Source organism: Pseudomonas sp. FW305-96 (genome assembly GCF_058783825.1).
In genome coordinates, this window is record NZ_JBYSYW010000022.1 from 20,367 (window position 1) to 40,554 (window position 20,188).

Annotated in this window: 18 protein-coding genes and 3 tRNA genes; 17 read left to right on the forward strand and 4 right to left on the reverse strand. The window is 61.9% G+C overall.

All coding sequences use genetic code 11. From position 1 onward, the window contains the following. Nucleotides 1-3 precede the first annotated feature (3 nt). The 10 genes from AC3WL2_RS16875 to AC3WL2_RS16920 all read left to right on the forward strand — a co-directional run bounded on the left by AC3WL2_RS16875 (nt 4) and on the right by AC3WL2_RS16920 (nt 9,487). Nucleotides 4-79 (forward strand) — tRNA-His (locus AC3WL2_RS16875). A 57-nt stretch (nt 80-136) separates the two neighbouring features. After that, a tRNA-Leu gene (locus AC3WL2_RS16880) sits at nt 137-221 on the forward strand. A gap of 36 nt (nt 222-257) precedes the next feature. Then, nucleotides 258-333 (forward strand) — tRNA-His (locus AC3WL2_RS16885). A 151-nt stretch (nt 334-484) separates the two neighbouring features. Next, the gene (locus AC3WL2_RS16890) at nt 485-784 is read left to right on the forward strand and encodes a DUF6388 family protein (RefSeq protein WP_102683235.1); all 300 of its coding nucleotides are present in this window, start codon (nt 485-487) and stop codon (nt 782-784) included. A gap of 248 nt (nt 785-1,032) precedes the next feature. Next, a complete protein-coding gene (tig, locus tag AC3WL2_RS16895) occupies nt 1,033-2,346 on the forward strand; it encodes a trigger factor (protein ID WP_102683236.1) in 1,314 nt (437 codons plus the stop codon). 91 nt (nt 2,347-2,437) lie between these two features. Beyond that, on the forward strand, nt 2,438-3,079 hold the full coding sequence (gene clpP, locus AC3WL2_RS16900; protein WP_023629742.1) for an ATP-dependent Clp endopeptidase proteolytic subunit ClpP: 642 nt from the start codon (nt 2,438-2,440) through the stop codon (nt 3,077-3,079). A gap of 108 nt (nt 3,080-3,187) precedes the next feature. Beyond that, nucleotides 3,188-4,471 carry an ATP-dependent Clp protease ATP-binding subunit ClpX gene (gene clpX / locus AC3WL2_RS16905; protein WP_031314790.1) on the forward strand — a complete coding sequence of 428 codons (1,284 nt, stop codon included), beginning with the start codon at nt 3,188-3,190 and terminating at the stop codon, nt 4,469-4,471. Between the two features lie 153 nt (nt 4,472-4,624). Next, the gene (gene lon / locus AC3WL2_RS16910; protein WP_102683237.1) at nt 4,625-7,021 is read left to right on the forward strand and encodes an endopeptidase La; all 2,397 of its coding nucleotides are present in this window, start codon (nt 4,625-4,627) and stop codon (nt 7,019-7,021) included. 153 nt (nt 7,022-7,174) lie between these two features. Then, nucleotides 7,175-7,447 (forward strand): HU family DNA-binding protein, encoded by a 273-nt coding sequence (locus AC3WL2_RS16915; RefSeq protein WP_023629739.1) that lies wholly within the window; start codon nt 7,175-7,177, stop codon nt 7,445-7,447. Between the two features lie 180 nt (nt 7,448-7,627). Further along, the gene (locus AC3WL2_RS16920; protein ID WP_102683238.1) at nt 7,628-9,487 is read left to right on the forward strand and encodes a SurA N-terminal domain-containing protein; all 1,860 of its coding nucleotides are present in this window, start codon (nt 7,628-7,630) and stop codon (nt 9,485-9,487) included. A gap of 119 nt (nt 9,488-9,606) precedes the next feature. Here AC3WL2_RS16920 and AC3WL2_RS16925 read toward each other — a convergent pair whose 3' ends face one another. Continuing rightward, the gene (locus AC3WL2_RS16925) at nt 9,607-10,650 is read right to left on the reverse strand and encodes a patatin-like phospholipase family protein (protein WP_102683239.1); all 1,044 of its coding nucleotides are present in this window, start codon (nt 10,648-10,650) and stop codon (nt 9,607-9,609) included. 157 nt (nt 10,651-10,807) lie between these two features. Here AC3WL2_RS16925 and AC3WL2_RS16930 point away from each other — a divergent pair, with 157 nt between their 5' ends. The 3 genes from AC3WL2_RS16930 (at nt 10,808) to AC3WL2_RS16940 (ending at nt 12,749) form a co-directional block, all read left to right on the forward strand. Continuing rightward, nucleotides 10,808-11,086 carry a hypothetical protein gene (locus AC3WL2_RS16930; protein WP_102683240.1) on the forward strand — a complete coding sequence of 93 codons (279 nt, stop codon included), beginning with the start codon at nt 10,808-10,810 and terminating at the stop codon, nt 11,084-11,086. Between the two features lie 14 nt (nt 11,087-11,100). Further along, nucleotides 11,101-11,868 (forward strand): CHAD domain-containing protein, encoded by a 768-nt coding sequence (locus tag AC3WL2_RS16935; RefSeq protein WP_102683241.1) that lies wholly within the window; start codon nt 11,101-11,103, stop codon nt 11,866-11,868. Nucleotides 11,869-11,951: 83 nt separating this feature from the next. Further along, entirely contained in the window at nt 11,952-12,749 is a 798-nt protein-coding gene (locus AC3WL2_RS16940) for an acyl-CoA thioesterase (RefSeq protein WP_102683242.1), read from the forward strand. A gap of 167 nt (nt 12,750-12,916) precedes the next feature. Here AC3WL2_RS16940 and AC3WL2_RS16945 read toward each other — a convergent pair whose 3' ends face one another. The 3 genes from AC3WL2_RS16945 to AC3WL2_RS16955 form a co-directional block, all read right to left on the reverse strand. Then, on the reverse strand, nt 12,917-13,285 hold the full coding sequence (locus AC3WL2_RS16945; protein WP_102683243.1) for an Mpo1-like protein: 369 nt from the start codon (nt 13,283-13,285) through the stop codon (nt 12,917-12,919). Nucleotides 13,286-13,376: 91 nt separating this feature from the next. Further along, nucleotides 13,377-14,855, reverse strand: coding sequence for a methyl-accepting chemotaxis protein (locus AC3WL2_RS16950; protein ID WP_102683244.1), 1,479 nt, complete (start codon nt 14,853-14,855; stop codon nt 13,377-13,379). A gap of 86 nt (nt 14,856-14,941) precedes the next feature. Next, on the reverse strand, nt 14,942-15,748 hold the full coding sequence (locus AC3WL2_RS16955) for a TatD family hydrolase (protein ID WP_102683245.1): 807 nt from the start codon (nt 15,746-15,748) through the stop codon (nt 14,942-14,944). A 158-nt stretch (nt 15,749-15,906) separates the two neighbouring features. Between AC3WL2_RS16955 and AC3WL2_RS16960 the strand changes: the two genes are divergently transcribed. From AC3WL2_RS16960 to AC3WL2_RS16975, 4 genes are all read left to right on the forward strand, one after another. Then, nucleotides 15,907-17,313 carry an MltF family protein gene (locus AC3WL2_RS16960; RefSeq protein WP_102683284.1) on the forward strand — a complete coding sequence of 469 codons (1,407 nt, stop codon included), beginning with the start codon at nt 15,907-15,909 and terminating at the stop codon, nt 17,311-17,313. A gap of 112 nt (nt 17,314-17,425) precedes the next feature. Then, nucleotides 17,426-17,860, forward strand: coding sequence for a DoxX family protein (locus tag AC3WL2_RS16965; RefSeq protein ID WP_102683246.1), 435 nt, complete (start codon nt 17,426-17,428; stop codon nt 17,858-17,860). Nucleotides 17,861-18,087: 227 nt separating this feature from the next. Then, nucleotides 18,088-18,396 (forward strand): hypothetical protein, encoded by a 309-nt coding sequence (locus tag AC3WL2_RS16970; protein WP_046854898.1) that lies wholly within the window; start codon nt 18,088-18,090, stop codon nt 18,394-18,396. 862 nt (nt 18,397-19,258) lie between these two features. Next, nucleotides 19,259-20,188: ThiF family adenylyltransferase (locus AC3WL2_RS16975; RefSeq protein WP_102683247.1), on the forward strand; the 930-nt coding region annotated here is incomplete at its 3' end.

Genomic DNA, 20,188 nt, shown 5'->3' on the forward strand with positions numbered 1-20,188 from the left:
ATGGTGGGCGTAGCTCAGTTGGTAGAGCGCCGGATTGTGATTCCGGTTGTCGTGGGTTCGATTCCCATCGTCCACCCCAGATTTTTCAGGGGCGCCTCGATTGAATGATCCGGCGCCCTTGTTCTAAGCGTTTCATGCGGACGTGGTGAAATTGGTAGACACACTGGATTTAGGTTCCAGCGGCGCAAGCTGTAAGAGTTCGAGTCTCTTCGTCCGCACCATGTTTCTGTAAGGCTGTACCGCAACACTGCATTATGGTGGGCGTAGCTCAGTTGGTAGAGCGCCGGATTGTGATTCCGGTTGTCGTGGGTTCGATTCCCATCGTCCACCCCATATTTTCAGAAGGCGCCCGGATCGAATGATCGGGCGCCTTTTTTGTTTCTGCCATCCGGTGCCTGTGGCTACTGGTGGTCAGGCGATAAAAGCTGTTAGATTTCAGCCGGTTGAATGCCTGGCTGAACAGACTGGCAGAGGAGTAGCGCAAATGATTGCAAAAGAGGCGCGCCAGGCCCTGGCGCTGCAGCGTTTTGCCGAGGCAAATCCGCAGTTGCTCGAAGAAATCCGTGAGCTGGATGCCGGTGAGCAGGCCCAGCAGATCGAATGGGCGTTCGAGGATGCAGCCCAGGAGCAGGGCGTCCAGCCTTGGGAGTACGCGTTGCAGTTGATCGCCGAGTCGCCGGAGCAGTTGCAGGCCATGCGCCTGGAAGTGCACCGCGAGGTGGCCGAGGCGTTGGGCCTGGCTTGGGAAGAATACTGCCAGTTCAACGAGATCGAGCCGCAATAAAACTGGCGATCGCCCAGGCTGTTGTTTGTTTGACAAGGTTTTACAACTGCGCGGCATTCGAGGTGGCGCGCGGTCGTTATATGAATAGGCTCGACGCCCCGTCGTGCGGGCCTTCCAGGGAAATCGACCGGCGTGTTTCGCCGACAATCCGGGTGGGGTGACTTCTGGTGCGCGAGTCACTAGAATGTTTGCCCTTGATTCTGGAGTCGGGTTATCGCCGGCTAACGTCTGTGCAACGAGGAATATCCATGCAAGTTTCTGTTGAAAACACTTCCGCTCTCGAGCGCCGCATGACCATCGCCGTTCCGGCCGAGCGCGTCGAGAACGAAGTCAACAAGCGTCTGCAGCAGACTGCCAAGCGCGCCAAGATCGCGGGCTTCCGCCCGGGCAAGGTGCCAATGAGCGTGATCCGCCAGCGTTTCGAGGCCGATGCCCGTCAGGAAGCCTTCGGTGACCTGGTCCAGGCTTCCTTCTACGAAGCCATCGTCGAGCAGAAGCTGAACCCGGCCGGCGCTCCTGCCGTCGAGCCAAAATCGTTCGAAAAAGGCAAGGACCTCGAGTTCGTCGCCATCTTCGAAGTCTTCCCTGAGTTCACCGTTGCCGGTTTCGACTCGATCGCTGTCGAGCGCCTGAGCGCCGAAGTGGCTGACGCCGACCTGGACAACATGCTGGAAGTCCTGCGCAAGCAGAACACCCGCTTCGAGGCTGTCGAGCGCGCCGCGCAGAACGACGACCAGGTCAACATCGACTTCGTCGGCAAGATCGACGGTGAAGCCTTCGCCGGTGGTTCGGCCAAGGGCACCCAGCTGGTACTGGGCTCCGGCCGCATGATCCCGGGCTTCGAAGAAGGTCTGGTTGGCGCCAAGGCTGGCGAAGAGCGCGTGGTCAACGTGACCTTCCCAGAGGACTACCAGAACCTGGACCTGGCAGGCAAGGCCGCCGAGTTCACCATTACCGTCAACAGCGTTTCGGCTCCTGTGCTGCCAGAACTGAACGAAGCCTTCTTCGCCCAGTTCGGTATCAAGGAATCGACCCTGGAAGGCTTCCGCGCCGAAGTTCGCAAGAACATGGAGCGTGAACTGCGCCAGGCCATCAAGACCAAGGTCAAGAACCAGGTCATGGACGGTCTGCTGGCCGCCAACCCGGTCGACGTGCCGAAAGCCCTGTTGGAAAACGAAGTCAACCGTCTGCGCGTGCAGGCCGTTCAGCAGTTCGGTGGCAACATCAAGCCTGAGCAGCTGCCAGCCGAGATGTTCGAAGAGCAGGCCAAGCGCCGCGTGGTCCTGGGCCTGATCGTTGCCGAAGTGGTCAAGCAGTTCGACCTGAAGCCGGACGAAGCCAAGGTTCGCGAAGTCATCGAAGAGATGGCCTCGGCCTACCAGGAGCCTGAGCAGGTCATCGCCTGGTACTACAAGAACGACCAGCAACTGAACGAAGTGCGTTCGGTTGTACTGGAAGAACAAGTTGTAGATACTGTCCTGCAGAAAGCGACTGTGACCGACAAATCGGTCTCGTACGAAGAAGCGGTGAAACCAGCCCAGGCAGCTGCCGACGCTGAGTAACAGGCTACTCTCGTAGGAAACCCCCACAAGCCAGCCTTCGCGCTGGCTTGTGCGTATTCAAGCCATGACTATTTGGGAGTGAGTGCAGGACATGTCCCGCAATTCTTATATTCAGCAGAGCTCTGACATCCAGGCCGCGGGCGGCCTGGTCCCGATGGTTATCGAGCAGTCCGCCCGTGGCGAACGCGCCTACGACATCTATTCGCGCCTCCTGAAGGAGCGCGTGATCTTCCTGGTCGGCCCTGTAGAGGACTACATGGCCAACCTGGTAGTGGCGCAACTGCTGTTCCTTGAGGCGGAAAACCCGGACAAGGATATCCATCTTTACATCAACTCCCCAGGCGGCTCCGTGACAGCTGGCATGTCGATCTACGACACCATGCAGTTCATCAAGCCGGACGTCTCGACCATCTGTATCGGCCAGGCCTGCAGCATGGGCGCCTTCCTGCTCGCGGCTGGTGCCGCCGGCAAGCGCCACTGCCTGCCCAACTCGCGGGTGATGATTCACCAGCCGCTGGGCGGCTTCCAGGGCCAGGCGACCGATATCGAGATCCACGCCCAGGAAATCCTCAACATCAAGGCGCGCCTGAACGAGCTGCTGGCCCATCACACCGGCCAGCCGCTGGAAACCATCAAGCGCGACACCGAGCGTGACAACTTCATGAGCGCTGCGCGCGCGGCCGAGTATGGCCTGATCGACTCGGTCTACGACAAGCGGCAACTGGCATCCTGAAGCAATGCGCCAGAGCGGGTGGGTGCAGATTGCGCCTACCCGCGGACTTGAAAAAGCCAGCGATTGCCTTCATCTTGTGTTTCAAGCCTACCGGATTGGATCGATCGAATGACTGACACCCGTAACGGCGAGGACAACGGCAAATTGCTCTATTGCTCCTTCTGCGGCAAAAGCCAGCACGAAGTGCGCAAGTTGATTGCCGGCCCCTCGGTATTTATCTGCGACGAGTGCGTCGACCTGTGCAACGACATCATCCGTGAGGAGGTGCAGGAAGCCCAGGCCGAGAGCAACGCGCACAAGCTACCCTCGCCGAAAGAAATCAGCGGTATCCTGGACCAGTACGTCATTGGTCAGGAACGCGCGAAAAAGGTGCTGGCGGTAGCGGTGTACAACCACTACAAGCGCCTGAACCAGCGTGACAAGAAGGGCGACGAAGTCGAACTGGGCAAGAGCAACATCCTGCTGATCGGGCCGACCGGCTCGGGCAAGACGCTGCTGGCCGAGACACTCGCGCGCCTGCTGAACGTACCGTTCACCATTGCCGACGCCACCACCCTGACCGAAGCCGGTTATGTCGGTGAGGACGTCGAGAACATCATTCAGAAACTGCTGCAGAAGTGCGACTACGACGTGGAAAAGGCCCAGATGGGCATTGTCTACATCGACGAGATCGACAAGATCTCGCGCAAGTCGGACAACCCGTCCATCACCCGTGACGTCTCGGGCGAGGGCGTGCAGCAGGCGCTGTTGAAGCTGATCGAGGGCACCGTTGCCTCGGTGCCGCCGCAAGGCGGTCGCAAGCACCCGCAACAGGAGTTCCTGCAGGTTGATACCCGCAACATCCTGTTCATCTGCGGTGGCGCGTTCTCTGGCCTGGAAAAGGTCATCCAGAACCGCTCCACCAAGGGCGGCATCGGCTTCAGCGCCGAAGTGCGCAGCAAGGAAGAGGGCAAGAAGGTCGGCGAGTCGCTGCGTGAGGTCGAGCCGGACGATCTGGTCAAGTTCGGCCTGATTCCGGAGTTCGTCGGCCGTCTGCCGGTTCTGGCGACGCTGGACGAGCTGGACGAGGCTGCGCTGATGCAGATCCTCACCGAGCCGAAGAACGCGTTGACCAAGCAATACGCCAAGCTGTTCGAGATGGAAAGCGTCGACCTCGAGTTCCGCAGCGATGCGCTCAAGGCCGTTGCGCGCAAGGCGCTGGAGCGCAAGACCGGCGCCCGTGGCCTGCGTTCGATCCTCGAGGGCGTGCTGCTCGACACCATGTACGAGATTCCTTCGCAGAAGGATGTCAGCAAGGTGGTGATCGACGAAAGCGTTATCGAAGGCTCTTCGCAGCCGCTGCTGATCTACGAGAACAGCGAGCCGCAAGCCAAGGCCGCTCCCGACGCCTGATCGGGAACGGGGTAGCAACAGGAAGGGGCCTTTTTGGCCCCTTTTTGCATTTCATGGCCTGGGCGCTTGTAATTTCCCAGGGCTGCCCCCACATTAGCCCCAAGCACCATTTCCAACGGTTTCCGGCCACATGGCCGCTGTAGAGGCGAAATCATGAAGACCACCCTCGACTTGCCTCTTTTGCCATTGCGCGACGTAGTCGTCTATCCGCACATGGTCATCCCACTGTTCGTGGGGCGTGAGAAGTCCATCGAGGCCCTCGAGGCCGCGATGACGGGCGAGAAGCAGATCCTCCTGCTGGCCCAGAAGAATCCTGCCGACGACGATCCGGGTGAAGACGCCCTGTATCGCGTGGGCACTGTCGCCACCGTGCTGCAACTGCTCAAGCTGCCCGATGGCACCGTCAAGGTGCTGGTCGAGGGTGAGCAGCGTGGCGCTGTCGAGCGCTTCAATGAAGTCGATGGCCATATCCGTGCCGAAGTCAGCCTGATCGACGAAGTCGAGACCGCCGAGCGCGAGTCCGAGGTCTTCGTGCGCACCCTGCTGTCTCAGTTCGAGCAATACGTGCAACTGGGCAAGAAAGTCCCGGCCGAAGTGTTGTCCTCGCTCAACAGCATCGAGGAGCCTGGGCGCCTGGTCGATACCATGGCCGCGCACATGGCGTTGAAGATCGAGCAGAAGCAGGAAATCCTCGAGATCGTCGACCTGCAGGCGCGTGTCGAACACGTGCTGGCGCTGCTCGATGCCGAGATCGACCTGCTGCAGGTTGAGAAACGCATTCGCGGTCGCGTGAAGAAGCAGATGGAGCGCAGCCAGCGCGAGTACTACCTGAATGAGCAGATGAAGGCCATTCAGAAGGAGCTTGGCGATGGCGACGAAGGCCACAACGAAGTCGAGGAGCTGAAGAAGCGCATCGACGCCGCAGGCTTGCCCAAGGACGCCCTGGCCAAGGCCCAGGCCGAGCTGAACAAGCTCAAGCAGATGTCGCCGATGTCGGCCGAAGCCACCGTGGTGCGTTCGTACCTCGACTGGCTGGTGCAGGTGCCGTGGAAAGCCCAGAGCAAGGTGCGCCTGGACCTGACCAAGGCCGAGGAGATCCTCGACGCGGACCACTACGGTCTGGAAGAGGTCAAGGAACGCATCCTCGAGTATCTCGCCGTGCAGAAGCGGGTGAAGAAGATCCGTGGCCCGGTGTTGTGCCTGGTCGGGCCACCTGGCGTGGGCAAGACCTCGCTGGCCGAGTCGATCGCCGCCGCCACCAACCGCAAGTTCGTGCGCATGGCGTTGGGCGGCGTGCGTGACGAGGCCGAGATCCGTGGCCACCGTCGTACCTACATCGGCTCGATGCCCGGTCGTCTGATTCAGAAAATGACCAAGGTCGGTGTACGCAACCCGCTGTTCCTGCTCGACGAGATCGACAAGATGGGCAGCGACATGCGCGGTGACCCGGCCTCGGCGTTGCTGGAGGTGCTCGACCCCGAGCAGAACCACAACTTCAACGATCACTACCTGGAGGTCGACTACGACCTCTCGGACGTGATGTTCCTGTGCACCTCGAACTCGATGAACATCCCGCCGGCGCTGCTTGATCGCATGGAAGTCATCCGCCTGCCGGGCTACACCGAGGACGAAAAGATCAACATCGCGGTCAAGTACCTGGTGCCCAAGCAGGTCAAGGCCAATGGTTTGAAGAAGGATGAGCTGGAGGTCGACGTTTCGGCCATTCGCGACATCATTCGCTACTACACCCGCGAGGCCGGCGTGCGTGGCCTGGAGCGCCAGATCGCCAAGGTCTGCCGCAAAGTGGTCAAGGAGCACACCGGTGCCAAGCAGGTGAAGGTCAAGGTAACCGGTGAGCAGCTCGAGCAGTTGCTGGGCGTGCGCAAGTTCCGCTACGGCCTGGCCGAGCAGCAGGATCAAATCGGCCAGGTCACGGGCCTGGCCTGGACTCAGGTGGGTGGTGAGCTGCTGACCATCGAGGCGGTGGTTATTCCCGGCAAGGGGCAATTGATCAAGACCGGTTCGCTCGGAGACGTCATGGTCGAGTCGATCACCGCCGCGCAGACGGTGGTGCGCAGCCGCGCTCAAAGCCTGGGGATCGCTGCAGACTTCCACGAGAAGCGCGACGTTCACATCCACATGCCCGAAGGTGCCACGCCCAAGGATGGCCCTAGCGCCGGTATCGGCATGTGCACCGCGCTGGTGTCGGCCCTGACCCAGATCCCGGTTCGCGCCGATGTGGCGATGACCGGTGAGATCACCTTGCGTGGCCAGGTTCTGGCCATTGGCGGGCTCAAGGAAAAACTCCTGGCGGCACACCGTGGCGGGATCAAGACGGTGATCATTCCGGAAGAGAATGTTCGCGACTTGAAGGAGATTCCGGAAAACATCAAACAGGATCTTCAGATCAAACCGGTCAAATGGATTGACGAAGTCCTCCAAATTGCGCTGCAATACGCCCCGGAGCCCTTGCCAGATGTGGCTCCGGAGATTGTCGCGAAAGATGAGAAGCGCGACGGCGATGCTAAGGAAAGAATCAGCACGCACTAGTACGTATTTCGCTGGGGGGCTTTGGTTGACAGCATTTTCGGCCCCTTGCTATAAAGCGGCACGCCAGTGTCAACAGGCCACCCAGCGCTCGTTTCATAAGCTTTTCATTACATACTTAGAAACAAACTCAATAGAGAAATAAGGGGACTTAGAGTGAACAAGTCGGAACTGATTGACGCTATCGCCGCATCCGCTGACATCCCGAAAGCTGTAGCCGGCCGTGCGCTGGACGCAGTGATCGAATCCGTTCAAGGCGCCCTGAAAGCCGGTGACGATGTTGTCCTGGTTGGCTTCGGCACCTTCTCGGTCAAGGAGCGCGCTGAGCGCACCGGCCGTAACCCGCAAACCGGCAAGGCGATCAAGATCGCTGCCGCCAAGGTTCCTGGCTTCAAAGCTGGCAAGGGCCTGAAAGACGCCGTCAACTAAGTCGTCTTTCAGCCGGCCCGGGCGTCGCCAGGGCCGACCGCGTGACGGCGGGTCGCAAACGTTCCCGCTGGCACGCTCGCTTCGAAAAGGCGCATCCACTGGATGCGCCTTTCTTCTATCAGGATTCTACCCACGCTCCGCGGTTGTCGACGCAGTGGTACAGCCGTTTCTGGGGGACGCATGCTGCAGAATATCAGGGACAATTCACAAGGTTGGATTGCCAAGACCATCATCGGCCTCATCGTCGTACTGATGGCGTTGACCGGTTTCGAGGCCATTTTCCAGGCCGCCAGCCATAGCCAGGACGCCGCCAAGGTGAACGGCCAGACCATCAGCCAGAACGAGCTGAGCCAGGCCGTGGACATGCAGCGCCGCCAGCTGATGCAACAGTTGGGCAAGGATTTCGACCCAGCGCTGCTGGACGAGAAGATGCTGCGCGAAGCCGCGCTCAAGGGGCTGATCGATCGCAAGCTGCTGTTGCAGGGTGCCGAAGATGCCAAGTTCGCTTTTTCCGAGGCCGCGCTGGATCAGCTGATCCTGCAGACGCCTGAATTCCAGGTCGATGGCAAGTTCAGCGCCGAGCGCTTCGATTCGGTCATCCGCCAGATGGGCTACGGGCGCATGCAGTTCCGCGAGATGCTCGCCCAGGAAATGCTCATCGGCCAACTGCGCACCGGCCTTGCCGGCAGCAGCTTCGTCACCGACAAGCAGGTTGAAGCCTTCGCCCGCCTCGAGAAGCAGACCCGTGATTTCGCTTCGCAGACCTTCAAGGCCGATCCGGCCGCGGTCAAGGTGAGCGATGACGAGGTCAAGGCGCACTACGACCAGCACGCCAAGGAATTCATGACCCCGGATCAAGTGGTCATCGATTACCTCGAGCTGAAGAAGTCGGCCTTCTTCGATCAGGTCAAGGTCGACGAGGGCGAGCTCAAGGCCCTGTACGAGAAGGAAATCGCCAATCTGGGCGAGCAGCGCCATGCCGCGCACATCCTGATCGAGGTCAACGACAAGACTGACGATGCCAAGGCCAAGGCCCGCATCGAAGAGATCCAGCAGCGCCTGGGCAAAGGCGAGGACTTTGCCAAGCTGGCCAAGGAATTCTCCCAGGACCCGGGTTCGGCCAACACCGGTGGTGACCTCGGCTTCGCCGGCCCTGGCGTGTACGACCCGGCCTTCGAGGACGCGCTGTACAAGCTGAACAAGGACCAGGTATCGGCACCCGTACGCACCGAGTTCGGCTACCACCTGATCAAGCTGCTGGGCGTGCAGGCGCCGGACGTACCGAGCTTCGCCAGCCTGAAGGACAAACTGACCCACGAGCTGAAGACCCAGCAGGTGGAGCAGCGCTTCGTCGAGGCCACCAAGCAGCTCGAAGACACCGCCTTCGAAGCTTCCGACCTGGCCCAGCCGGCCCAGGACCTGGGCCTGAAGGTACACACCTCCGCAGCCTTTGGTCGCGAGGGCGGCGAAGGCATCACTGCCAACCGTGCGGTGATCCAGGCCGCGTTCAGCGAACAGGTGCTGGAAGAGGGCGCCAACAGCAACGCCATCGAACTCGATCCGGAAACCGTGGTGGTCGTGCGCGTCAAGGAGCACCGCAAGCCCGAGCAGCTGCCGTTGGAGGCCGTGGCCAAGAACATCAGCGAGCACCTGGCCAAGGAGAAGGCGATTGCCGAACTCAAGGCCAAGGCCGACAAACTGATCGCCGGCCTGCGGGATGGCTCGGTCAAGGCCGAAGGTCAGGGCTGGAAGCTCCATGAAGCGGTCACCCGTGGCCAGGATGGCATCGACCCGGCCGAGCTGCAGGCGGTGTTCCGCCTCGGCAAGCCAGCGGCCAAGGACAAGCCAGTCTACGGCAGCGTGGTGCTGGGCGATGGCAGCCTGGTGGTCCTGCAACTGAAGGGCGTCAACGAAGGTGCTGCCGCCACCGATGAAGAGAAGGCGCAGATCCGTCGCTATCTCGCATCGCGTGCCGGTTCGCAAGACTTCGCGGCCTATCGCAAGCTGCTTGAAGGCAGTGCCGACATCACCCGCTACTGAGTCGTGTGCTGATCGCGAAACAGGCCGCTTATGCGGCCTGTTTCGTTTCTGGCTTTGGTTCATCGCGGGGCAAGCCCGCTCCTGCATGACGACCTGCGGCAGGTGTGCACGGACTTGTTTCAGGGACGCCGGATTCCCTCATGGTTGTCCAGCGTGTCCCGGGCGATCTCCCGCCCCAGGGCGATCAACTCCGGCGCCTTGTAGAACTCGAAGAACCGGCACACCCGCTTGGGTACGTTGATCAGCACATCCGGCGGATACCCGGCGATCTTGTACTGCGCCAACGACGTCTGCATCACTTCGAAACTCTGGTTGATCAGGTCCAGCAAGGACGCGGGGCCGACGTTGTCGACGATGAACGAGCCAGTGGCCGACTTGGGCGCGCCTTCGCTCTGTGGCGCCGCCGCCGGCTGCTGGCCCTGCGGTTCGGCGCTCTCGCCCAGCCAGGGGTTGGATGAGGCCAGCCCTTCGGCGACGATCTCCTGCTCCAGGCGGATCAGCTGTTCGGCCGGCTTGCGCCGGAACGGCAGGCGCGACCCCAGCGAGCTGATCAAGGCGTCGAAACGCATCTTGAACGCCGCCGGGCGCTCGATCACCGGCAACTGATACTGCTTCTGGTTGGTGGCGTTGAGGTTGACGGCGATGATCAGGTCGCAGTGGCTGGACACCACCGGGACGATCGGCAACGGATTGAGAATACCGCCATCGACCAGCATGCGATTACCTTGCACCACCGGGGTGAACAGGCTGGGAATGGCCGCCGAGGCGCGCATGGCCTGGTGCAGGCAGCCCTCCTGGAACCATATTTCCTGTTGGTTGGTCAGGTCGGTAGCGACCGCCGTGTAGGGAATGCGTAATTGCTCGATGTTGATTTCACCGACGATCTTGCGGATCTGCCCGAACACCTTGTCGCCACGAATGGCGCCCAGGCGAAAGCTGACATCGACCAGGCGCAGCACGTCCAGGTAGTCCAGGCTCTCGATCCAGCTGCGGTACTCGTCGAGCTTGCCGGCGGCGTAGATGCCGCCGATCACCGCGCCCATGGAGCAACCGGCGATGCATGCGATCTCGTAGCCGCGGCGTTCGATCTCCTCGATCACACCGATGTGCGCGTACCCTCGGGCCCCGCCCGAGCCCAGCACCAACGCCACGCGTTTGCCCATGATTTTTTCCCCCTGTGCCTGTGCAACCATGGTCCAACAATGCACCCATGCCGCCTGTGCTTCAATGTAGTCCGTGCTGGACTACGCTGAGCAGGGCACTTTTTGTTTGCTTTGCCGTCGAACGGCCACTTCAGTTTCCACCCTCGAGGTATTACCGATGAAAGCCTGGATCACCCTTCCTCTGATTGCCCTGGCCTTGGCCGGCTGCGCGGGCAAGACGGCCTACCGTGACAGTTGCGCGACCCAGCTCGATGCCGCCTGGAAGGAACTTGACCTGGCCAAGGCCGAAGGCTTTGCCGGCACCGTGAGCTATTCCAAGGCGTTGTCGCTGCTGACCGGTGCCAAGACCCAGCAGCAGTTCGAAGGCTTTGAAGGTTGTACCCACAAGGCCGAGAAAGCGCGTTTCTACATTCGTGAGTCCCGCGCCGGGCGTTGAGTGAGGAGCGTCACATGCCGAGCATGATCGACCATGTGGTTTCCAGGGTCCTGGCCCTGCAGGTGGGAATGCTGGCCTGTCGCGAGCGCCTCGCCGCCGATACCGACAGCGAGGCGCTGCACGACCTGCGCACCACCCTACGGCGGCTGCGCAGTTTGTTGCGGCCTTTGCGTGGCTTGCCGGGTGTCGAGCAGTTGGAGGAAGCGGCGGGGGCACTGGGCACGCTCACCACACCGTTGCGTGACCGTGAAGTGCTGGCCGCGCAACTGGTCGGGCGCGGTCATGTGCAGGCCGGCGAGCGCCGCCAGGAGGGGAGGGCACGGACCTTTGCCGGCGTCGCGTCCAGTGCCCAGCTTACTCGGGTGCTGGCGATCCTCGACGCCTTTCCGCTGTTTTTGCGTGCTGCCGACCGCGAAGGCTTGACGCAAGGCATGCGCAGGCGCATCGACAAGCGCCTGGAGAAGCAATGGCGCAAGCTGGCCAGGGCGCTGGACGACCCGGCCCATGATCGGCATCGTCTGCGCCTGCTGATCAAGCGCGTTCGCTACGGGGACGAGGCCTACCCCCAACTCGAGCATGCCGGCAAGAGGCTGCAGCGTCTGTTGAAAAAGGCGCAAGGCGATCTTGGCGACTGGCATGACCGCGTGCAGTGGCTACTGCAAGTGCACGAGCACAGTGACCTGGCAGGCTGCAAGGTGGCCTGGGAGCATGAGCTGCATGCTGCCGAGGGGCGCTCGGATCTGACTCTCGAGGCATTGCAGAAAGCCCTGGCGCGCCGTTAGTCCCGGCAAATGACCGAAATGCGGGCTGTGGCTGGCGTGATCGCTGGTTACTATCGGTTCTTTTCGCGCAGGAGCCCTGGCACATGAACTTCACAGAATTGCTGACAGCCGCACGCGCTCACCCCGAGGCGGTCAGCGTGCCGGCTGGCTGGGCCCAGGGCCGCGCGGTGTTCGGCGGCCTGATGGCGGCGATGGTGCACGAAGCGATGCGCCAGAAGCTCGGCGACAACCGCCCGGTGCGTTCGCTGGCCATCACCTTCGTCGGCCCGGCGGCGCCGGATGTGCCGATCAGCCTGGAGGTGGAGGTGCTGCGCGAGGGCAAGGCAGTCAGCACCTTGCTGGGACGCGCCGTGCAGGATGGCCAGGTGGTGACCCTGGTGCAGGGCAGTTTCGGTGCCGGTCGTCCTTCCGTGGTGGCGGTCGACGCGCCAGCCGCGATGCCGATGAAGCCGCTGCAGGAGGCGGCACTGGAGCTGCCCTTCATCAAGGGCATTACACCGGAATTCATGCAGCACGTGGCGTTTCGCTGGGCGGTGGGCGGCCTGCCGTTCAGTGGCAATGACTCACGGCATATGGGCGGTTGGGTACGCCTGCGTGATGTCGCCGAGGAGCCGGTCGGGGTGGCGCACCTGCTGGCGCTGGTCGATGCCTGGCCGCCCAGCCTGCTGCCATATCTCAAGCAGCCCGCCGCCGGTAGCACGCTGACCTGGACCATCGAGTTCGTGCAGCCAACGCCGCGGCTGTCGACCCTCGACTGGTGCCGCTATGTGGTCGAGACCGAGTATGCCCGTGATGGTTATGGGCATGCGGCCGCTGCGTTGTGGACGGCCGAAGGGGAGTTGCTGGCGTCGAGCCGGCAGACGGTGACCGTGTTCGCCTGAGTCTGGCAGGCCTGGACAGGGGCCGCTTTGCGCCCCATCGCCGCGGTTCGTCGCCACGACAAGCCGGCTCCCACTCCGATCGTGTTAACGCTGGGTCATATACCATTCCTGTGGGAGCCGGCTTGCCGGCGATGCGCCGCGTCAGCGGCGCTGTGTGCTCGATCTTGTCATTTACCGTGCTTGTGCCGCTCGCGCCACGCTCGCCACCAGGCGCCGCTGAGCACGAAGCGCGGGAAGGTGATGAACTGCTCGGTGAGCAGCCGCTGCAGGGCATCCTGGCGATTGGCGAAAGGCTCGGGCTGCTCGGCTTCCAGGCGGTGCCCATGGCGTTGCAGGCCCAACCCGGCGACCAAAGCAATGACGCCCACGGCGATCTGCGACAGGTCCAGCGCGAACAGCCCCGACAGCACCAGCAGCGCGCCCAGGATGAACAGCGGCACTGCGATCAGATGCAGCACCAGGTTGGTGGGGTGGCGGTGATTGTGGTGGTAGCCGCGCCATTGCCAGGCGGGCAGGTTGGGCAGTCGTTTGCTCATGGACGGATCCTCAGGGGTCTGTCCAAAGCTTAGTGCGGCCCCCGCAGGGGGGCCAATCGAGGCTGGCTATGGTGACCATAGCCAGTGCTGGTCAAAGCTTGAGCTGGCCGATGGCCTTGTTCAGTTCGCCGGCGAGGGTCGCCAGTTCGCTGCTGGTGGTGGCCGAGCCCACGGTCTGCTGCACGGTCTCTTCGGTCACGTCGCGGATGCTGACGACGGCGCGGTTCATTTCCTCGGCCACTTGGCTCTGCTGCTCGGCGGCCACGGCGATCTGGGTGTTGCTTTCGCGCATCTGTGCCACCGCGCTGGTGATCTCGGCCAGGGCCTCGCCGGCTTCGCGCGCCTGCTTGACGCAATCGCCGGCCTTATACGAGCTTTCCTGCATGAAATCCACCGCGTCGCGGGTGCCGGCCTGCAGGTCGGCGACCATGCTGGTGATCTCGTCGGTGGAGGTCTGCACGCGCTTGGCCAGGTTGCGCACCTCGTCGGCGACCACGGCGAAGCCCCGGCCCAGGTCGCCGGCCCGGGCGGCCTCGATGGCGGCGTTGAGGGCAAGCAGGTTGGTCTGTTCGGCGATGCTGTGGATGACCCCCACCACGCCATTGATCTTCTGGCTGTCGTCGGCCAGCTGGCGGATCATTTCGGCGGTCTGCTGCACACCACTGGACAGCCCGGCAATCGAATCCTGCACGCGGCTGACCACGGCCTGGCCGCTGCCGGCCAGGGTGTCGGCGGTCTGCGACAGGTCGCGGGTGGCGCCGGCGTGCTGGGCGATATGGTGTACCGTGGCGGTCATCTCGTTGATTGCGGTGGCCGCCTGGTCGGTCTCGCTCTGCTGGCCGATCATGCCGTGGCGCACCTCGTCCATGCTGCCGGCCAGGCGCGCGGCACCCGAATCCAGCTGCGCGGCGGTGCGCGCGACGGTGCTGACCACGCGGTGGTATGTGGTCTGCATGGCGTTGAAGGCACCGGCCATCTGCCCGACCTCGTCGCCGCAGGCCAGCGGCACCCGGGCCGAGAGGTCGCCAGTCTTCTCCACATGCAGCATCACATCCTTGAGGGTGTTGAGCTGGCTGAGCAGGAAGCGGATCAGCAACTGCGAGGCGCACAGCATCGCCAGCATCAGGATCAGCACGCACACGGCATAGTTGCTGAAGCGGTCGAAATAGACCTGACGCAGGCTAGGGGACTGGGCAAGCACGGCGATGTGCTGCTCGTCCCGGCGCAATACCTGGGCGCCGCGCAGCGGGTTGTCGCCGAGGATCCAGGCCCCGGGCAGATCGACCCAGCCTTGGGCATCGCGCAGGGCTTCGAGTGGTTCGCCGGCAAATTGCGGCGTCTGGCCGTTGCGCCAGGTGATCAGGTTGGCCTGCGTGGGCAGTGCCTGTCCGGCGGGCCAGGCTGCCAGCAGTTCGGCCTGGGCCTGCGCTTGCGCCCGGGCGCCGCTGGCGCGGGCTTGTTGCTCCAGGTGCACCGCGTAGAGCACCAGCATCAGCGTGGTGACGAAGGCCACTGCGTTGACGGCCCAGAACTTGTATTTGAGGGAAACGTTGCTAAGCCAGGCACCCATGGTAGGTCTTCTCTGAGTTGGCGGAAACATTATTGGCAAGGTGCCATCATTGTGCCCGCCAAGGCCAGAAGCCTCGTTGATATGCGTCAAGAAACCTCAGGCAGGCCGAAGAACGCGCGGGCGCAGGTGCTGGTATGGGCGGCGGTGTGCTCCACCGTTTCGCCGCGGTGCAGTGCCACCTCGCGCAGCACTTCGGGAAGGAACGCAGGCTCGTTGCGACCGTTCTTCGGCTTGGGCCTGAGGCTTCGGGGCAGCAGGTAGGGCGCGTCGCTTTCCAGCATCAGGCGGCCTTGCGGGATGCTGCCGACCAGTGGGTGCAGGTGGGTGCCGCGACGCTCGTCGCAGATCCAGCCGGTGATGCCGATATGCAGGTCCATGTCGAGGTAGGCGAACAGTGCCTGGCGTTCACCGGTGAAGCAGTGCACCACCGCCGCGCTCAGGTGGTCGCGGTAGCCTTTGAGGATCGCCAGCAGGCGTTCGCTGGCCTCGCGCTCGTGGAGGAACACCGGCAGGCGCAGCTCGACCGCCAGCGCCAGCTGCGCCTCCAGGGCCTTTTCCTGGGCGGGGCGTGGGGAGAAGTCGCGGTTGAAGTCCAGGCCGCATTCGCCCACGGCCACGACCCGTGGCTGAGCGAGCAGTTCGCGCAGCTGGCGTTCGCTGTCGGCGCTCCAGTGGCTGGCATCGTGGGGGTGCACGCCGGCAGTACCGAACAGACGCTGGCCGGGCTCGTCCAGGCGCTGGCACAGTTCCAGCGCCTCGGCGCTGACATCCAGGCTGGTGCCGGTGAGGACCATCTGTGCCACGCCGGCTTCCACGGCACGCTCGACGATAGCGGCCTGCTGGTCGCGGAAACTGCTGTTGGTCAGGTTGACGCCGATATCGATCAGTTGCATGGTGCTACCTCTTGCCGCGGGGCGGCCAGCATAGCAAAAACCCAGATATCGCGAAAAAGCCAAGAACTTCAAACGTTTGCCGTGGTCTGTTGCGGTCATTTATCACGGATCGATCACAGCGCATGGTGCCTGCCAACCGCCCTCGGACCCTTACCGCCATGGTGCGAACCTTTTTCACCAGCCTGTTGCTGTCCGGGTTGCTGGCCGCCGGGCCGGTCGCTGCCGGCGAGGCGGGGCCGCAGCAGCATGTGCCTGCCAGCCAGGCCCGTGACCTGACGCAGATCCGCTCGAGCAAGGTGCTGCGGGTGTTGGTCAACCAGAGCCGCAACAGCTCCGGCGAGGTAAAGGGTGAACCGGTCGGGATCGAGTACTACCGCCTGCGTGCCCTGGAGCATGCCCTCAATGCCCGGGTCGCCGACGGCCAGGAAATCACCCTGAAGATCATCCCCCGCGCCAAGGAACAGTTGCTTGGTGCGCTGCAGCGCGGCGAGGGCGATCTTGCCGCGCCCGGTGAACTGCTCGACCCCGGCGTGGTGCGCGGCGTCGATGCCAGCGCGCCAGTGCTCGACCAGGTTCCCTTGCAACTGGTCGGGCGCAAGGGCGAGCGCGGCTACAACCGTGCCGAACAGCTGTCCGGGCGCACCATCGCCCTGACCACCGCCAGTGCCGCAGGGCCGGCGATCGAGGCGATCAACCAGCAGTTGGCGCTGCGCAAGCGGGCACCGATCAAGGTGGAGTGGGTCGACCCGACGTTGGCGGTGGAGGATGTGCTGGAGATGGTCCAGGCGGGCATCTACCCGCTGACCGTGGTGGAGCGTCCCATCGCCCAGCGCTGGGCGCGGGTGATGCCGCGCCTGCGGGTCGACAGCAAGCTGCAGCTGGCTCCGCCCCAGGCCATGCGCTGGTATCTGCGCAAGGATGCGCCGATGTTGCGTGCGGCGGTGGACCGCTTCCTGGCCACCTACCGTGCGCCCGACAACCAGGACGCGGCGTTCGAGCGCATCTACCGGCGCCAGTACCGGGTGCATAACCCCTTGGCTCGCCAGGACCGCCAACGCTTGGCCGCGTTGCGCCCGGTGCTGCAGAAACATGGCGGCGACCAGCAGTTCGACTGGCTCAACCTCGCCGCCCTGGCGTTCAAGGAGTCCACCCTCGATCCCAAGGCGCGTGGCACCGGCGGTGCCCACGGGCTGATGCAGATCACGCCGTCGGCGGCCCAGCGGGTAGGCGTGAGCAACACCGCCACGGTGGATGGCAATGTCCAGGCCAGTGCCCGCTACCTGGCGCTGATCCGCCGCAAGTTCTTCGCCAGCCCCCAGCTCAACGAGCGCGAGCGCATGGCGTTCATCCTGGCCGCCTACAACCTCGGGCCGGAGCGGGTCCAGGCCATGCGCGCCGAAGCCCGGCGACGGGGACTCAATGGCAACCAGTGGTTCTTCCAGACCGAGCGTATCGCCATGGAGCAGGTGGGCATGGGGCCGGTGAGTTTCGTCAACAGCGTCAACAAGTACTACCTCGCGTTCAACCGCGAGCGTGCCTCCCTGGAGCGGGTGGCCAAGCGCTGATCAAATCAAATTATTCGATATTAATTGCGCGTTTTTTGCGATTTTATTATTCGATGACTTGATTATGATGGCGCCCATCCAACACACACCCGCTCAAACAAGGAAGCGCCTCATGAACAACTCCCTGAAAGCCCTTTTCAACACCCGCGCCGGCTACGGCCTGAGCGTCGTGCGCATCCTGGTCGGTGTCATCTTCATGGCCCACGGCGCGCAGAAACTCTTCGGCCTGTTCGGTGGCTACGGCCTGGAAGGCACCGGCCAGTGGATGGAAAGCATCGGCCTGGCTCCGGGCTACCTCATGGCGCTGCTGTCCGGTAGCGCCGAGTTCTTTGGCGGCCTGGCGCTGGTGGTCGGCCTTTTGGCCCGCCCGGCTGCGCTGGCACTCAGCGTGACCCTGGTGGTGGCGATCTTCTCGGTGCATATCGGCAACGGGTTGTTCATGTCCAACAACGGTTATGAGTTCGCCCTGGCGCTGCTGGCCGGCACCGTGGCGGTGCTGATCGAAGGCGCGGGCCGCCTGTCGCTGGACCATGTGATCGCACGCTGAAATAAAGCTGCAAGCTTCAAGCCTCAAGCTGCAAGTGGTCAAAGCGATCAACTTGCAGCTTGTAACTTGCGGCGTGTCCCTCTAGCATACCGATTGCGCCGATTTAAACAGCTACTTGCGGGGCGCAGGAGAGGCCCCGGTGGGTCATCCGAAATACCGCTAAAGCGCTGGTTCGGTGACGCCTCCCACCGCTGCCCAGCGGGATCAGCGAGGCGGAGAGAGACTCCATGAGTTGCCCACGTACCAGTGTCTGTTTGACCCCCCTGGCCAAGAACCAGGCTTCCCGTACCCCGCGCATCCTGCTCGGCGGCCAGCATCAACCCACGCTTTTGCGCAATCTCGATGGCTTCTCCCGGCGCAAGGGCCAGGCTTGTGCCTTCCTCATCCAGTTCTCCGACAGCTGTGACCAGCTCGATCAGTATGGCAACGACCGCTTCGACCTGGCCGTGATCCAGGCCCCCGCGGCGCAGGATGCCGACGAGGTCATCGGCCAGCTCACCCGCATCGCCCGCCAGGGCCTGATCACCCGCCGTTGAGCGGCGTGTCGCGGCCAGGCGTTTTTCGTTAAGCTCGGTCTCTCGGTGGGCGCCTTGCGCCTGCTGCGGATGCGCTGGCCTCCTCATAGGGGGTGAACAAGTCCATCAGATGCGCCCAGGCATCCGATTGGCCTTTGCCATACAGGCAGGTGAGGTAGTCGATCATCAGCCGGCCTGCAGGCTCTTTTGGCAAGTCCTGCAGCTCGCTGTCATTCCTTGAAGTAATGCCCCGCCTGACAAGCTCCGCCATCAGGGCCGAGCCATAGTCGTCTACCTGACGAGGCATCAATACTGCGATTTCCCGCGGTGGAATTCCCACTTCGTTCCACTGGCGAATGTTGTCAGCCCGCACCATCGCTTCTTGTGAAGTGTGCTGGAAATGAACCGCTAGGGTCTGTATGAAAAGTCTTGAGACGAAGGTCAGGCAAGGCGAAAACAGCCGAGGAACGGTCGGAGTCGCGCCCGACTTTACGGGTTGTAAATGAGCATTCCGAGGCTGTTTTCAACGCAGCATCACAGAGTATCAAGGCTTTTCATACAGAGCCTAAGACCACAAATCCCTTTCTAGCCAGGCAGTTCTTGAGCCTATAACAACTGACAGTCGCTTCCGGTAAATCAAGCGCTCGACTCACCTCTGTTTTCGACATGCCGCTGGCCTTCAGCTCCAGCACGGCGCGAACTAGATCAGAGCTGCTGGGTTTGTCCCGCGTGCGCTTGATTAGCCCTTCACCCAGCTTCCCAGTGATTTCTCAGGCCTTGAAAGCCTCCACTACCGGAAAAAGATGACAGCTGAACCAGCCTTAAACTTTTCCCATTCCTAATCGTTTATTTCAAAAGCGTGATGCGGACATAAGAGGTAGTCATGGACGATTTAGTTTACTACAAACACGGCAAGCCGGTTGCCATTATTGCGCCCTCCGTACTGTTTTCCCGGGAACCCGATGAGACCATTATAAATGGCCCTAAAGGAATTTCGAGTTTCAGAAGTGGAGACGAACAATCACTGGAGCAGGCCCTGAAGGAATGTGGAGCTTTAATCCAGGGTGCGCACGATGAAATTGAACAAGTGAAGCAGCTTCTTCAAGATCCCGTAACCAGCAGAACGACGAGCTACTTCTTGAGTGTTGCACGCCAGTGTGCAGATGTAATAGCCGACATGGAAATACTGAAAAACTCCAAAATTATAATTGCTGGTTGTGGAGGAATCGGAAGTTCAGTGGCGATGCTGTTAGCAGGTGCGGGTATACGAAATCTAATACTAACCGATCATGACGTGGTAGAAAAGAGTAATTTGAATCGCCAGCTCTTTTGGACGCTTGCAGATGTAGGAAGCTATAAAGTGGACGTACTCAAGAAGGCGCTGACTGCAAGGTTTGAAAATCTGAGCGTAGTAACTCACGTGAAACCCTGCTCACTTGAGTTGCTGAGGGAACTTATTTCAGATGTTCAAGGCGCCGTTATAACTGCTGACGACCCTCCTACTCTCGCGAGAGATGGTGTTTTTATCGCAGAGGAGTTCGATATACCCGTTGTGTCTGGTGGATATCTTCATTGCTTCAGTACATCGCTCCTATTTAATCCAAGCGATGCGAAAAACCTTGCGCCCAGCGTCAGGCGTGACGTATCGGCACCACTCACAAGGTTGCCAAGCGGCATAATGCCGAGCTACGGCCCAGTAAATTTCAGTCTTGCGTCGATGCTAAGCAGCAATTTGATTTCTGCACTGGCAACACACACATTCAAAGGATTTGAATCCAGAATAGAGCGCTGGGATAGCTCTAGAATGATCCTG

What these genes read in the sequence shown, in the direction of transcription:
- AC3WL2_RS16890 (WP_102683235.1), top strand. Translation starts at nt 485, where the DNA reads ATGATTGCAAAAGAGGCGCGCCAGGCCCTGGCGCTGCAGCGTTTTGCC.
- tig (WP_102683236.1), top strand. Translation starts at nt 1,033, where the DNA reads ATGCAAGTTTCTGTTGAAAACACTTCCGCTCTCGAGCGCCGCATGACC.
- clpP (WP_023629742.1), top strand. Translation starts at nt 2,438, where the DNA reads ATGTCCCGCAATTCTTATATTCAGCAGAGCTCTGACATCCAGGCCGCG.
- clpX (WP_031314790.1), top strand. Translation starts at nt 3,188, where the DNA reads ATGACTGACACCCGTAACGGCGAGGACAACGGCAAATTGCTCTATTGC.
- lon (WP_102683237.1), top strand. Translation starts at nt 4,625, where the DNA reads ATGAAGACCACCCTCGACTTGCCTCTTTTGCCATTGCGCGACGTAGTC.
- AC3WL2_RS16920 (WP_102683238.1), top strand. Translation starts at nt 7,628, where the DNA reads ATGCTGCAGAATATCAGGGACAATTCACAAGGTTGGATTGCCAAGACC.
- AC3WL2_RS16925 (WP_102683239.1), bottom strand. Translation starts at nt 10,650, where the DNA reads ATGGGCAAACGCGTGGCGTTGGTGCTGGGCTCGGGCGGGGCCCGAGGG.
- AC3WL2_RS16930 (WP_102683240.1), top strand. Translation starts at nt 10,808, where the DNA reads ATGAAAGCCTGGATCACCCTTCCTCTGATTGCCCTGGCCTTGGCCGGC.
- AC3WL2_RS16935 (WP_102683241.1), top strand. Translation starts at nt 11,101, where the DNA reads ATGCCGAGCATGATCGACCATGTGGTTTCCAGGGTCCTGGCCCTGCAG.
- AC3WL2_RS16940 (WP_102683242.1), top strand. Translation starts at nt 11,952, where the DNA reads ATGAACTTCACAGAATTGCTGACAGCCGCACGCGCTCACCCCGAGGCG.
- AC3WL2_RS16945 (WP_102683243.1), bottom strand. Translation starts at nt 13,285, where the DNA reads ATGAGCAAACGACTGCCCAACCTGCCCGCCTGGCAATGGCGCGGCTAC.
- AC3WL2_RS16950 (WP_102683244.1), bottom strand. Translation starts at nt 14,855, where the DNA reads ATGGGTGCCTGGCTTAGCAACGTTTCCCTCAAATACAAGTTCTGGGCC.
- AC3WL2_RS16955 (WP_102683245.1), bottom strand. Translation starts at nt 15,748, where the DNA reads ATGCAACTGATCGATATCGGCGTCAACCTGACCAACAGCAGTTTCCGC.
- AC3WL2_RS16960 (WP_102683284.1), top strand. Translation starts at nt 15,907, where the DNA reads ATGGTGCGAACCTTTTTCACCAGCCTGTTGCTGTCCGGGTTGCTGGCC.
- AC3WL2_RS16965 (WP_102683246.1), top strand. Translation starts at nt 17,426, where the DNA reads ATGAACAACTCCCTGAAAGCCCTTTTCAACACCCGCGCCGGCTACGGC.
- AC3WL2_RS16970 (WP_046854898.1), top strand. Translation starts at nt 18,088, where the DNA reads ATGAGTTGCCCACGTACCAGTGTCTGTTTGACCCCCCTGGCCAAGAAC.